Raw genomic sequence first — 12,121 nt, forward strand, 5'->3', positions numbered from 1 at the left:
GATGTCCGCCAGTTCGTTTTGATCGCACCGCCGCCCGGACGTGGCGCCGGGCCGTGCACCGGGTGGAACCATGGACATTCGCAAGATCGGCGTGATCGGCGCCGGGCAGATGGGCAACGGCATCGCGCATGTGGCGGCTCTCGCCGGCATCGACGTGTCCCTGCACGACATTTCCGAGGATCGCATCAAGTCGGGCCTTGCGACCATCAACGGCAATATGAGCCGTCAACTGTCGAAGAACCTCATCACCGAGGAGGATCGCCAGAAGGCCCTGCTCCGGATCGAGGGCGCGCCGAAGGTCGACGACCTCGCCGACTGCGACCTCGTCATCGAGGCCGCCACCGAGAACGAGCAGGTCAAGGTCAAGATTTTCCAGTCGGTCTGCCCGGTCCTCAGGCCCGATGCGATCCTGGCCACCAACACCTCGTCGATCTCGATCACCCGCCTCGCCTCGACCACCGACCGGCCCGAGCGCTTCATCGGCATCCACTTCATGAACCCGGTGCCGGTCATGCAGCTCGTCGAGCTGATCCGCGGCATCGCCACCGAGGACGAGACCTTCGAGGCCTCGCGCGCGCTCTGCACGAAGCTCGGCAAGACCATCGCGGTGGCCGAGGACTTTCCCGCCTTCATCGTCAACCGCATCCTGCTGCCGATGATCAACGAGGCGATCTACACGCTCTACGAGGGTGTCGGCTCGGTCGAGGCCATCGACACCGCCATGCGCCTCGGCGCCAATCACCCGATGGGCCCGCTGCAGCTCGCAGACTTCATCGGCCTCGACACCTGCCTGTCGGTCATGCAGGTGCTCTACGAGGGCCTCGCCGATTCCAAGTACCGGCCCTGCCCGCTGCTGGTGAAATATGTCGAGGCCGGCTGGCTCGGCCGCAAGTCGCAGCGCGGCTTCTACGACTACCGCGGCGAACGGCCCGTCCCCACCCGCTGACGGGCCTCAAGGCCTGATCGTTTCCGGCATCTTCGGATCATCCGTGTCGCCGTCGCAGAAGACGCGGTTGCGCCCGCCGCGCTTGGCCGCGTAGAGCGCCCGGTCGGCGGCACCGACCAACTCTGCCGTCGCGCCACCATTGGCCGTTGCAACGCCGATGCTCACCGTCAGCACAGGCGCCGGGGCGGCATGGCCTACCGAGCCGCGAATCCGATCGGCGAGGGCGCGTGCCGCCAGCTCGTCGGCACCGCAGGCCAGAACCGCGAACTCCTCGCCGCCGAACCGCGTCACCACCTGGTCGGGACCGCAGGCGATCTCCTTCAGCCGCTCCGCAACATGGCGGAGGGCCTGGTCGCCCGCCACATGGCCGTGCTCGTCGTTGAACAGCTTGAAATGGTCCACGTCGATGAGCAGGAGCGAGAGCGGCCGTCCCTGGCGCGCCGCGGCCCGGCCCATGGTCGCGAGGGCCTCCTCGAAGCGCCGGCGGTTGCCCACGCCGGTCAGCGGGTCGCTGAGGGCGGTATCGGCCAGCCTGAGATTGGTGCGGGTCAGTTCCGCATTGATGAACTGCAGCTCGTCCAGCAGCCGCCGCGTCTCCCGTTCCGCCGCCATCTGGCGGATCCGCACCTTGCCGAGCGCGACGATACAGATGCCTTGGAAAATGGTGTAGACGATGCAGACGGGGATCAGGACGTAGAGCCCGTCATAGACGATGGCCGCGGCGTGGAAGGCGATCAGGATCACCACCTGAGCCATGGTCGGCCCGGGCGCCATATAGGAGCGGAAGGTCACCGCCTGGACCAGCACGCAGCCGAGGGCGAGCACCGCCAGTCGCATGTTGTCGTCGGCAGCCCGGTAGAGGATGGCGCCGGTCACGCCCCAGAGCAGTGCCACCCCCAGGCATGTCGCGGCGAAGCCGACGGCGTGGCGGCCGTCGCTCTCCACGGCGCGGCGGCTGCGATAGGCTTTGTCGACCAGCACGCGCAGCATGACGCCGAGCGCGACCAGGACCGCCGAGATCAGCGCCTCGCGGCGGGATCCGGACAGGAAGACCTGAAGGACGACCAGCCCCATCGCCGCACTGGCGAGGAGGTACGGCCGGTAATCGAAAAGTTCGTCGAGAACCTCCCGTTTCTGCCGCGCATCGAGAGCGTCGGCGCCGAGCAAGATCGAAAACCGGTCGGGCAAGGTCTGACCATACGCTGCGGAAGGGAAAGAATCGGCCGTCCGATCCCTTAGTCAAGACTAGGGAGCGTTAGGCGGGTCGACCACACATTTGTCGTGAGCCGGGGCGGTATCCACATCTTCGGCAGGGTGCAGAGGCTTCGTTAAGGACGACGTGCGAAAAGAAGATCTGGATTCGGGGAGACGGTGGATGTCGACGGCGGCGATCGCGGGAACCATGGTCGCCATGCAGGGCGAACAGACCCGCATGGGCATCCAGACGGCCATGGTGAAGCAGCAGTTGAAAGCCGACCAAGGCGTCGTCGACCTGCTCGCCTCCGCCGCCCAGGCAAGCCCCGCGCCCGGCACAGGCCTCACCGTCGACAAGCTCGCCTGAGTCTCAGCGGAACTTCAGGATGAACCGCTCGACCAGCGGCCCCCAGACGGGGATGCCGCCGGGATTGGGCAGCAAGGCATGGCCGTCGCGTCCGAAGGGCGCCAGGAGCTGGAAATCGAGCGTCCCGCCGGCCGCGCGATAAGCCTCTGCCATCCGCCGCGTCAGGTCCGGCGGAAACGACTGGTCGTTCTCGGTGTAGAGCCACAGCGCCGGCGTGCGCGCGCGCCGGCCCATGAACCGCGCGTCCCGCACCAGCTCGTCGAGGGCGCAGGTCTGGCCGGTCTCGCCGGACCGGCCGCGCCGCCCGCCGCCGAAATTGATCGTTCCCGCCACCGCCGGGTGGTTCTCCACCGCCAGCGCCGCCGCCGCCCAGCCGCCGGTGGACTGGCCGACGGCGACGACGCCGTCCTTGCGCACGAAAGGCAGCCCGGTCAGCCCGTCGATGGCGGCCGCGAGGTCGGCGGCATCCGCCCGCCCCGCTGCGAAATGGTTGGGCCGGCGGCAGGCGAAGCGCTCGGCCCGCTCGCCGCCGGTGAGGCCATAGCCGCGCCGGTGGACGACGGCGACCACATAGCCGCGCTCTACGAACCACGAGACGACATGGGGATAGACCCCATGGCGCGGCTCGCCGTTGCGGGCGGCATCGCCCGAGGTGTGATGGGTCATCACCACCAGCGGCCGCGGCCCGTCGCCCGGCGGCCGAAAGACGATGGCCGCGATCTCGCGCCCCTCGTCGGCATTGTGCGGCAGGCGCCAGACCTGCTCGCGGTGGACGGCGCCCTCCGCCCCCTCGGGGCGCGGGCTCTGGGCCGCGGCCGGCGCGCCCCAGGCGAGAGCGAGGACGAGGAGGAGGGCGGAGAGCCGGTTCATCCGCGCACGAGATCCCCGAGCAGGCTCGCCGCGACGGTGGCCTTGGAAACCGTCAGGCCGGAGCCGGCGATCTCGGCCACCGCCGTGCGAATGCGCTCGGCCCGTCCGCCGTGCACCGCCATCCAGGCCTCGACCGCCGCGGCGCCGGCCGCCTCGCCCGCCACCATGTCGGCAGTGATGCGCCGCTCCGCGTCTGCGATGGAATCGAGCGCCCGGTCGAGGGCGAGCCGGTCGAAATAGTCCGTCACCGTGATCGCCCGCGCCGCCCCCTTCATCTGGTCGAGGCGGAACACGGCGGAGGCGGCGAAGGCGGTGGCGGCCACGTCGGCCACGGCGCGCCCGGTCTGGTCGGCCACGGCGACGATGTCGGGCGCGGCGGCCAGGTGGTCGAGGCTCGCCAGCACCCCGGCGAGCGGGTCCGGCAGGCCGGCCGCACGCAGCTCGGCGGTGCGCGCCGTCCGCGCCGCCGCCGCATCGGGCGGCAGGGCGGTGTCGAGGCTCGCCGCGACGGCTTCGATCCCGGCGCGGTGGTGGGCCACGACGTCGGCGAGACCGTGGGTCAGGTCGACGTTGCGGATGAACCAGATGACCCGGTCGATGAGCAGGTCCTGGATCGCCGTGTAGAGGTCGAGCTGGAGCGTGCCCGCGATGCGGTTGTCGAGGCTGTCGAGCTCGGTATTGAGCGCCGTCATGCCGTAGGAATCGCGCACCGCGGCGAAGGCCGAGGCGATGGTGGCGACGTCGGCGCCAGTCTGGTCGATCAGCCGCGCCACGAAGGCCGGGCCGCCGCGGTTGATCATCGAGTTGGAGAGGCCCGTCGCGATGATCTCGCGGCGCAGCCGGTGGCTCTCCACCGCGTCCGGAAACTGCTCCTGCACCGGCCGCGGGAAGTAGCGCACCAGTTCGCGCGCCAGATAGGGATCGTCGGGGACCGACGAGGCGAGGAGATGGTCGTAGAGGTCGATCTTGGCATAGGCCAGCAGGACGGCGATCTCCGGCCGGGTCAGCGGGTCGCCGCGGCGGCGCCGCTCGGCGAGATCGGTTTCGTCGGGGAGATATTCCACCGCCCTGTCGAGCTTGCCCTGCGTCTCCAGGCTCTGCATCAGCCGCTGCTGGAAGCCGAGATCCTCGAGCCCGCGCCGCTGCGCCAGCGAGAGGGCGAGCGTCTGCAGGTAGTTGTTGCGCAGCACGAGCCGGCCCACCTCGTCGGTCATGGCGGCGAGGAGGGCGTTGCGCGCCTGAGGGTCGAGACGGCCGTCACGCTCGGGCGTCGTCAGGGCGATCTTGATGTTGACCTCGACGTCGGAGGTGTTCACGCCCGCCGAATTGTCGATGGCGTCGGTGTTGAGCCGGACGCCGGCCCGTCCGGCCTCGATGCGGCCGCGCTGGGTCATGCCGAGATTGGCCCCCTCGCCGACCACCTTCGCCCGGATGTCGGAGCCGGTGATGCGGATGGGATCGTTGGCGCGGTCGCCGGCCTGGTCGTCCGTCTCGGCGCTGGAGCGCACATAGGTGCCGATGCCGCCGAACCAGAGGAGGTCGACCTTCGCCTTCAGGATGGCGTTCATCACCTCCTGCGGTGTCGCCTCGGCCTTGGGGAGGTCGAGGAGCGCCTGCACCTCGGCCGAGAGCGCGATCGCCTTGGACGAGCGCGGAAAGACGCCGCCGCCCGCCGAGATCAGGCTCTTGTCATAGTCGGCCCATGAGGAGCGCGGCAGGTCGAACAGACGCTTGCGCTCGGTCCACGAGGCTTCAGGGTCCGGACTGGGATCGAGGAAGATGTCGCGGTGGTCGAAGGCCGCGACCAGCTTGATCGTCTTCTCCAGCAGCATGCCGTTGCCGAAGACGTCGCCGGACATGTCGCCGACACCGGCCACCGTGAAGGGCGTCGCCGAGATGTCGGTCCCCATCTCGCGGAAATGCCGCTTCACCGCCTCCCAGGCGCCGCGCGCGGTGATACCCATGCCCTTGTGGTCGTAGCCCTGGCTGCCGCCCGAGGCGAAGGCGTCGCCCAGCCAGTGGCCCTTGTCGAGCGACAGTTGGTTGGCGATGTCGGAGAAGGTCGCCGTGCCCTTGTCGGCGGCGACGACGAGATAGGGGTCGTCCCCGTCGTGGCGCACCGTCTCGGGCGGCGGCACGATGGCGGTTCCGTCGATGTTGTCGGTGAGCTGCAGCAGGGCGCGCACGAAGATGCGGTAGGACTCGGTGCCCTCCGCCAACCAGGCGTCGCGCTGGGCGGGCGGCGGCAGGCGCTTCGGCACGAAGCCGCCCTTGGCACCCACCGGCACGATGACGGCGTTCTTCACCTGCTGCGCCTTGACGAGGCCGAGCACCTCGGTGCGGAAGTCCTGCGGCCGGTCCGACCAGCGCAGGCCGCCGCGCGCCACCTTGCCGAAGCGCATGTGCACGCCCTCGACCCGCGGCGAATAGACGAAGATCTCGTAGAGCGGCCGCGGCGCCGGCAGGTTGTCGATCTTCTTCGACTCGAACTTGATGGCGATGGTCGGCCGGACCTGGCCGTCCTCACCCGTCTGGTAAAAATTGGTGCGCACCGCCGCCTGGATCAGATTGATGAAGGCTCTGAGGATGCGGTCCTCGTCGAGGGAGGAGACCTGCTTCAGGCTCTCCTCGAAGCGGCCGAGGAGATCGGCGAGCTTGGCGTTGCGCTCCTCGACCGTCAGCGACAGGCGCGGGTCGAAGCGCAGGTGGAACATCAGCACCACGCCCTTGGCGATGGCTGCGTGCTTGCGCAGCGTCGCCCAGAGATAGTCCTGGCTGAAGGGCGCGCGGATCTGCCGGAGCGTGCGCGCGAGCGTCCGGATGACGGCGACGTCGCGCCAGGCGAGCCCCGCCTCCAGCGTCAGCGCGTTGAAGCCGTCGCTCTCCGCCTCGCCGCGCATCACCGCCATGAGAGCGGCTTCCAGCTTCTCGTCCAGCGCCTCGAGGTCGATCACCTGCCCGCCCGGGCGGGCGAGCGACATGTCGTGCAGCCAGACCGGAGCGGCGCCCGCCGGGGCGATCTCGTAGGTGCGCTCGTCAACGACCGCGAAGCCCATGGCCTCCAGGATCGGCACGCGCTCGGAGAGCGGGATCGGCCGGCCGCGGGCGAAGACCTTGAGCCCCGCCTCGGCCCGGTCCGTCGCGTCGGGCCGGTAGAAGTCGATGGCGAGTGCCCGTGCGTCGGAGAGCCCTTCGAGGATGCGGATGTCGCCGATGGCGTCCTCTGCCGGCACCGCCTCGCGATAGGCGGCGGAGAAGGCCTCGCGGTAGCGCGCGGTGAGGTCGCCGGCCCGCGCCGGCCCGTGGATCAGGGCGAGCGCTTCGCCGAGACCATCGCTCCAGGTGCGGACGATGCGTGACACCGCCGTCTCGAGAGCCGTCCGCTCGACACGCGGCGTCTCGCCGCCGGAGCGGCCGATAATGTAGTGCACCCGCGTCAGCGGCCCGTCCGGGAAGAACGGATAGAAGGCCGAGACGCGGCCGTTGTAGACGCCGGCGAGATGGTTGCCGATGGCGAGCCTCACCGTGGTGTCGAACCGGTCGCGCGGCACGTAGACCATCACCGACACGAAACGGTGGAAGCGGTCCTCGCGCGGCAGAACCCTGACCCGCGGCCGGTCCTCGAGCTGCATCACCGCCATGGCGTGGTTGAACAGCGTCTCGTCGTCGATCTGGAACAATTCGTCGCGCGGATAGCTCTCCAGCACGTTGACCAGTGCCTTGCCCGAGTGACCGTCGGGGTCGAAGCCGGCGCGCGTCAGCACCCGGTCGACCTTGCGCCTCAGATAGGGGATGGTGCGGGTCGAGCGCGTATAGGCGGTGGAGGTGAAGAGGCCGACGATGCGCGCCTCGCCGACGAGCTGCCCCTGCCGGTCGAAGCGCTTCACGCCGACATAGTCCATGTGGATGCGCCGGTGCACGCGCGAGCGCACATTGGCCTTGGTGATGATCAGCGGCACCGGCTGCATCAGGAACTCGCGCAGCTCCGGCGTCATGACGACGAGATCGGCCCCGCGCCGGAGGATGCGCACGTTCTCGTCGCGCAGGATGCCGAGGCCGGAGGTGAACTCCGGCTCGAGCTGGCCCTCGGCGACACCGCCGACATAGGCGTAGTCGCGCACGCCCAGGAGGGTGAAGTTGTTCGCCACCAGCCATTCGAGGAACTGGATGCCCTCGGCCATCTCGGTGACCGGCAGGACGGGATTGGACTTCAGGTCCTCGATGATGGCGCGCACGCGCTCCTGCATCGGCTTCCAGTCGGCGACGCAGATCCTGACGTCGGCGAGCGTCGCCTCCAGCTCCTCCACCAGGGCGGCGCGGCGGGCCTCCTCGCCGATCCGGTCGACATGGATGTGGATGAGGCTCTCGCGGCTCGCGCCGGGGTCCGCCTCCAGGCCGCGATAGGCCGAGAGCGTGCCATCCGCCTCGCGTTCGACGGTGAGGATCGGGTGTGCGACGAGCCAGACCTTCAGCCCCTGTTCGGCGAGCACCCCGAGCACCGAATCGACGAGGAAGGGCATGTTGTCGTTGACCACCTCGATCACCGTGACGGAGGCGAGGCGGGAGGCGGCCGAGGTCGGCTCGGGATCGGAGAGGCGGATGGACGACCTGCCGGGAACGCGCCGCAGCAGCGCCGCGTGGCTCGCCGAGGCGAGCGCCGCGAGATCGCGCGCGTCATAGGCGACGATGTCCTCGGCATCGGCGCGTCCGAACAGGTCGGTGACGTAGTCGGGCGGTATGCCGGCTTCGGTTCCGCGCAGGATGATCCCGGCCTGCTCGATGATGGCCGCGGCCCCCCGCGCATCCTCGGCCCGATTGGTCATGCTCGTCTCCTCGCGCCGGATTCGTCGTCGATGGGGGCGCCGTGCGGCAGGATGACCACGGCCTCCCTCGGCCGTAAAGTCAATTTCGCCCCTCCTCCGGCCCATGCTACCACCCTGCGACGCCGTGATGACGGCGGCCGGATGGATCGGTCACCGGCCGTTTCGGGAGACTTGCCATGTCGTCGACGCCTGCGAGGACCACGGCCGCCGCTGCGCAGGACCGGACGGAGGCGATCACCGCGCTGGACCTGCCCGCCGTTCCGCTCGACCCGGAAACCGAGGCCTATTTCCAGAAATGCCGCGAGAAGATCGGCTTCGTGCCGAACGTGCTGCTCGCCTATGCCCACGACCTCGCCAAGCTCAAGGCCTTCTCGGCCATGTACAACGACCTAATGCTGGCGCCCTCCGGCCTCAGCAAGCTGGAGCGGGAGATGATCGCCGTGGCGGTCTCCGCCGTGAACCGCTGCTACTACTGCCTCACCGCGCACGGGGCGGCGGTGCGCCAGCTCTCCGGCGATCCCGGACTCGGCGAGATGCTGGTGATGAACTACCGCACCGCCCGGCTCGACACGCGCCAGCGGGCCATGCTGGACTTCGCCGTGAAGCTGACCGAGACGCCCTGGACCGTCGACGAGCCCGACCGCGAGGCGCTGCGCGCCGCCGGCTTCTCCGACCGCGACATCTGGGACATCTCGGCGACGGCTGCCTTCTACAACATGTCCAACCGCATGGCTTCGGCCACGGACATGCGACCGAACCCGGAATATCACGCCACGGCGCGCTGAATTGATCGGCGCGGGGCTGGCAGTGCCGGCCGGCGCGCCTAGATGACAGGCAGTCGTCCTGCCGTCGTGCCACGGAGCCCTGCCATGGCCACCAACACCACCTATCGCGGCCCGTCCGATCTTCCGGACGTGGTTCCGGTCTTCCCGCTGCCCGGCGCGCTGCTTCTGCCGCGCGGCCAGCTGCCGCTCAACATCTTCGAGCCGCGCTACCTCGCCATGGTCGACGACGCCTTTCTCTCGGGCCGCCGCCTCATCGGCATGGTGCAGCCCGTGCCCGCCGACGAGGAGGCCAGGCGGCCGACCCTCTCCGCGGTCGGGTGCATCGGCCGGATCACCCAGCTCGCCGAGTCCGGCGACGGACGTTACATGCTGAGCCTCACGGGCATTTCACGCTTCCGCATCGTCGAGGAACTGTCGGTGACGACGCCCTATCGCCAGTGCCGCATCGACTGCACGCCCTACGAGGGCGATTTCGAGGCGCGGGTGGGCGAGGACGATGTCGACCGCGACGGCCTCCTGAAGACCCTCAAGGAATTCCTCGACGTCAACGACATGGAGGCCGACTGGGACGGCATTCGCCGCGCCCCGACGGAAATCCTCGTCAATGCGCTCTGCATGATGTCGCCCTGGGGCCTCAAGGAGAAGCAGGCGCTCCTCGAGGCGCCGGACCTCAAGACCCGCGCCGCCCTTCTCGTCGCCGTCACCGAGGTCGCCCTTGCCAAGGACAGGCCCGCCGACGACAAGCAGCCTCTGAACTGAGCCCGCTGGCCCGGCGTGCCGCGAGACGCTAGACCGGACCGCATCCGCTCCTCACGGGAACCTCCTCCGATGTCCACGCCCCTCGATCCCGAAGACCCGCGGCCCGCCGAAGCCAAGACGGCGGTGCCGCAGACGCGGCCCGGAACGGTCGATCCCCGTCTGCTGGAAGTGCTGGTCTGCCCCGTGACCAAGGGCCCTCTCGACTACGACGCCCAAGCCGGCGAGCTCATCTCGCGCGCCGCGAGGCTGGTCTATCCGATCCGCGAGGGCATTCCGATCATGCTGCCCGAAGAGGCCCGGCCGCTGGCGGACTGAGCCGTCACACCAGCGCGGCGCCGTCCCGGTGGCGATCGACCAGCGCCTTGCGCAACTTCTCGATGGCGCGGTTCTCGATCTGTCTGACGCGCTCCTTGGAGATGCCGAGGCGCTCGCCGAGGGATTCCAGCGTCGCCGCCTCCTCGCTCAGTCGCCGCGCCCGGATGATGTTGAGCTCGCGATCGGAGAGAACGGTCAGAACGTCGCGCAGCCAGGCGACCCGGCGGGAACTGTCGATCGCCTCGCCCACCACCTCGTCGGGGAGCGGGGCGGCATCGACGAGGTGGTCGAGGCGCTCCGAGGAGGTGCCCCCGTCGCTCTCGTGGCTCGGTGCGTTGAGCGACAGGTCCGAGCCGGAAATGCGGGCGTCCATCACCGCCACGTCGGCCTGCGACACGCCGACGGCGGCGGCGATGTGCTGGTGGATGACGGCCGCCCCGATGCCGGAGCCCATGGTCTGCGAGAGCTGGGCCCTGAGGCGCCGCAGGTTGAAGAACAGCGCCTTCTGCGCCGAGGAGGTCCCGCCGCGGACGATCGACCAGTTGCGCAGGATGTAGTCCTGGATCGAGGCCCGGATCCACCAGGTGGCATAGGTGGAGAAGCGCACGTCCCGCTCCGGCTCGAAGCGCGAGGCGGCCTCGAGAAGGCCGACATGGCCCTCCTGGATGAGATCGGCCATGGGCAGGCCGTAGTGGCGGAAGCGGGAGGCGATGGCGATCACCAGCCGCATGTGGGACTGGGCGAGGCGGTGCAGCGCCACCTCGTCGTCGCGGTCCTTCCAGCGGACGGCGAGGGCCTGCTCCTCCTCGCGGTCGAGGAACGGCGCGCTCCTGGCGGCCTTCGCCAGGCTCTGCCCGATACCGGAAACCTGCGCCATCACCGCGCTCCCTGTTTGTCCCGGACAGGTTTCCCCTGTTCTTCGCTGGCGATTACGACCCGTCGCACATCCCGGATCAACCTCCACGGGGGCTCGGGGGCCCTATTTTGCGACCATCTGCCGCGCCGGGCCCCATTCTCACGGACAGGATATGGCACAAATCCCGCCTCGGCCCGCCTGCACAGCAAAAAGCCCGGCGCGAGGGCCGGGCTTTTCGTGCATCCAGGAGAGGAGCGGGGCGGTCAGGCCGCCTCGACCTCGGGCTCGTCGCTCTCGTCGGCGTCGTCCACCTCGGCCTTGGCCGGGCCGCGGCGCGGACCCTTGGCGAGCTGCGCCTCGATCAGCTTGACGGCCTCGGTCTCGACCACGCGCTCGACGGCGGCGAGCTCGCGCGCCATGCGGTCGAGAGCCTGTTCATAGAGCTGGCGCTCGGAATAGGACTGCTCGGGCTGTGCATCGGAGCGGAAGAGGTCGCGCACGACCTCGGAAATGGCGATCAGGTCGCCGGAATTGATCTTCGCTTCGTACTCCTGGGCGCGGCGCGACCACATGGTGCGCTTGACGCGGGCGCGGCCCTTGAGGACCTCCATGGCCTTGGCCATGACCTCGGGCTCGGCGAGCTTGCGCATTCCGACCTGGGCGATTTTGGCGGTCGGCACCCGAAGCGTCATCTTGTCCTTCTCGAAGGTGATGACGAACAGTTCGAGCTTGAACCCAGCGATGTCCTGCTCCTCGATCGACACGATCTGCCCGACCCCGTGGGACGGATAGACGATGTACTCGTTCGTCTTGAAGCCCTGACGGGTCTGCGCGTTCTTCTTCACGGTCATACTGCGCCTTACTCCTCGCCGGCCGGATGAGGGCCGCTGGTGATGTCCGCTCCGCAAATGCGGGTGGCGGACCCACGGCCGCCCTGGAGCGCCGTGGCGTTTTGCGCGAAAGGAACACGGGCAAGGCAGATTGCCCGGCCGGCCCCTGACGTCAGACGATGAAAAAACGATCATCCGCGGCGCGATCAGCACCCTTCGATGGGCCCATCGCGACGATTTGTCGGAGTTTTCCGAAAAATAACGCTCCGCGCGAGGGGAGCGTACCGGTGGGACCGCTTTTCTGATCGACTGTGGCAGGACCTTACCACAATTTTCGCCGAAATCAAAGGCTTGCGGTTTCGGCGGCAGCCGGCAC

General features: G+C 69.1%; 10 protein-coding genes. 5 read left to right on the forward strand and 5 right to left on the reverse strand.

Going from position 1 to position 12,121, the window contains the following annotated elements:
* Window positions 1-70 precede the first annotated feature (70 nt).
* The gene (locus tag C6569_RS16750) at window positions 71-946 is read left to right on the forward strand and encodes a 3-hydroxybutyryl-CoA dehydrogenase (protein WP_106749943.1); all 876 of its coding nucleotides are present in this window, start codon (window positions 71-73) and stop codon (window positions 944-946) included.
* Between the two features lie 6 nt (window positions 947-952).
* Here C6569_RS16750 and C6569_RS16755 read toward each other — a convergent pair whose 3' ends face one another.
* The gene (locus tag C6569_RS16755) at window positions 953-2,113 is read right to left on the reverse strand and encodes a GGDEF domain-containing protein (protein ID WP_146144830.1); all 1,161 of its coding nucleotides are present in this window, start codon (window positions 2,111-2,113) and stop codon (window positions 953-955) included.
* 208 nt (window positions 2,114-2,321) lie between these two features.
* On the opposite strand from C6569_RS16755, the gene C6569_RS16760 reads away from it, so the two are divergent.
* Window positions 2,322-2,507 carry a hypothetical protein gene (locus C6569_RS16760; protein ID WP_106749945.1) on the forward strand — a complete coding sequence of 62 codons (186 nt, stop codon included), beginning with the start codon at window positions 2,322-2,324 and terminating at the stop codon, window positions 2,505-2,507.
* Between the two features lie 3 nt (window positions 2,508-2,510).
* On the opposite strand, the gene C6569_RS16765 is transcribed toward C6569_RS16760, so the two are convergent.
* Together C6569_RS16765 and C6569_RS16770 are read right to left on the reverse strand one after the other, a co-directional pair.
* Window positions 2,511-3,377, reverse strand: coding sequence for a dienelactone hydrolase family protein (locus C6569_RS16765; protein ID WP_106749946.1), 867 nt, complete (start codon window positions 3,375-3,377; stop codon window positions 2,511-2,513).
* A complete protein-coding gene (locus C6569_RS16770) occupies window positions 3,374-8,200 on the reverse strand; it encodes an NAD-glutamate dehydrogenase (RefSeq protein WP_106749947.1) in 4,827 nt (1,608 codons plus the stop codon). Before C6569_RS16770 ends, C6569_RS16765 begins: the two co-directional genes overlap by 4 nt.
* A gap of 176 nt (window positions 8,201-8,376) precedes the next feature.
* Between C6569_RS16770 and C6569_RS16775 the strand changes: the two genes are divergently transcribed.
* The 3 genes from C6569_RS16775 to C6569_RS16785 all read left to right on the forward strand — a co-directional run bounded on the left by C6569_RS16775 (window position 8,377) and on the right by C6569_RS16785 (window position 10,059).
* Window positions 8,377-8,985: a peroxidase-related enzyme gene (locus tag C6569_RS16775; RefSeq protein ID WP_106749948.1), complete on the forward strand. Its 609-nt coding sequence runs from the start codon at window positions 8,377-8,379 to the stop codon at window positions 8,983-8,985.
* Window positions 8,986-9,069: 84 nt separating this feature from the next.
* Window positions 9,070-9,744 carry an LON peptidase substrate-binding domain-containing protein gene (locus tag C6569_RS16780; RefSeq protein WP_106749949.1) on the forward strand — a complete coding sequence of 225 codons (675 nt, stop codon included), beginning with the start codon at window positions 9,070-9,072 and terminating at the stop codon, window positions 9,742-9,744.
* Window positions 9,745-9,813: 69 nt separating this feature from the next.
* Window positions 9,814-10,059: a Trm112 family protein gene (locus tag C6569_RS16785; protein ID WP_106749950.1), complete on the forward strand. Its 246-nt coding sequence runs from the start codon at window positions 9,814-9,816 to the stop codon at window positions 10,057-10,059.
* A gap of 4 nt (window positions 10,060-10,063) precedes the next feature.
* Here C6569_RS16785 and C6569_RS16790 read toward each other — a convergent pair whose 3' ends face one another.
* Together C6569_RS16790 and C6569_RS16795 are read right to left on the reverse strand one after the other, a co-directional pair.
* A complete protein-coding gene (locus C6569_RS16790) occupies window positions 10,064-10,936 on the reverse strand; it encodes an RNA polymerase factor sigma-32 (RefSeq protein ID WP_106749951.1) in 873 nt (290 codons plus the stop codon).
* A 242-nt stretch (window positions 10,937-11,178) separates the two neighbouring features.
* Complete coding sequence (locus C6569_RS16795; RefSeq protein ID WP_106749952.1) at window positions 11,179-11,766, reverse strand: CarD family transcriptional regulator; 588 nt, start codon at window positions 11,764-11,766, stop codon at window positions 11,179-11,181.
* Between the last annotated feature and the right edge of the window lie 355 nt (window positions 11,767-12,121).

Origin of the sequence: Phreatobacter cathodiphilus, from assembly GCF_003008515.1 — a bacterium.
Lineage (GTDB): Bacteria > Pseudomonadota > Alphaproteobacteria > Rhizobiales > Phreatobacteraceae > Phreatobacter > Phreatobacter cathodiphilus.

Bases quoted from the DNA above. Each gene is read 5' to 3' on its own strand.
- C6569_RS16750 (WP_106749943.1), top strand. From the start codon at position 71: ATGGACATTCGCAAGATCGGCGTGATCGGCGCCGGGCAGATGGGCAAC.
- C6569_RS16760 (WP_106749945.1), top strand. From the start codon at position 2,322: ATGTCGACGGCGGCGATCGCGGGAACCATGGTCGCCATGCAGGGCGAA.
- C6569_RS16765 (WP_106749946.1), bottom strand. From the start codon at position 3,377: ATGAACCGGCTCTCCGCCCTCCTCCTCGTCCTCGCTCTCGCCTGGGGC.
- C6569_RS16770 (WP_106749947.1), bottom strand. From the start codon at position 8,200: ATGACCAATCGGGCCGAGGATGCGCGGGGGGCCGCGGCCATCATCGAG.
- C6569_RS16775 (WP_106749948.1), top strand. From the start codon at position 8,377: ATGTCGTCGACGCCTGCGAGGACCACGGCCGCCGCTGCGCAGGACCGG.
- C6569_RS16780 (WP_106749949.1), top strand. From the start codon at position 9,070: ATGGCCACCAACACCACCTATCGCGGCCCGTCCGATCTTCCGGACGTG.
- C6569_RS16785 (WP_106749950.1), top strand. From the start codon at position 9,814: ATGTCCACGCCCCTCGATCCCGAAGACCCGCGGCCCGCCGAAGCCAAG.
- C6569_RS16790 (WP_106749951.1), bottom strand. From the start codon at position 10,936: ATGGCGCAGGTTTCCGGTATCGGGCAGAGCCTGGCGAAGGCCGCCAGG.
- C6569_RS16795 (WP_106749952.1), bottom strand. From the start codon at position 11,766: ATGACCGTGAAGAAGAACGCGCAGACCCGTCAGGGCTTCAAGACGAAC.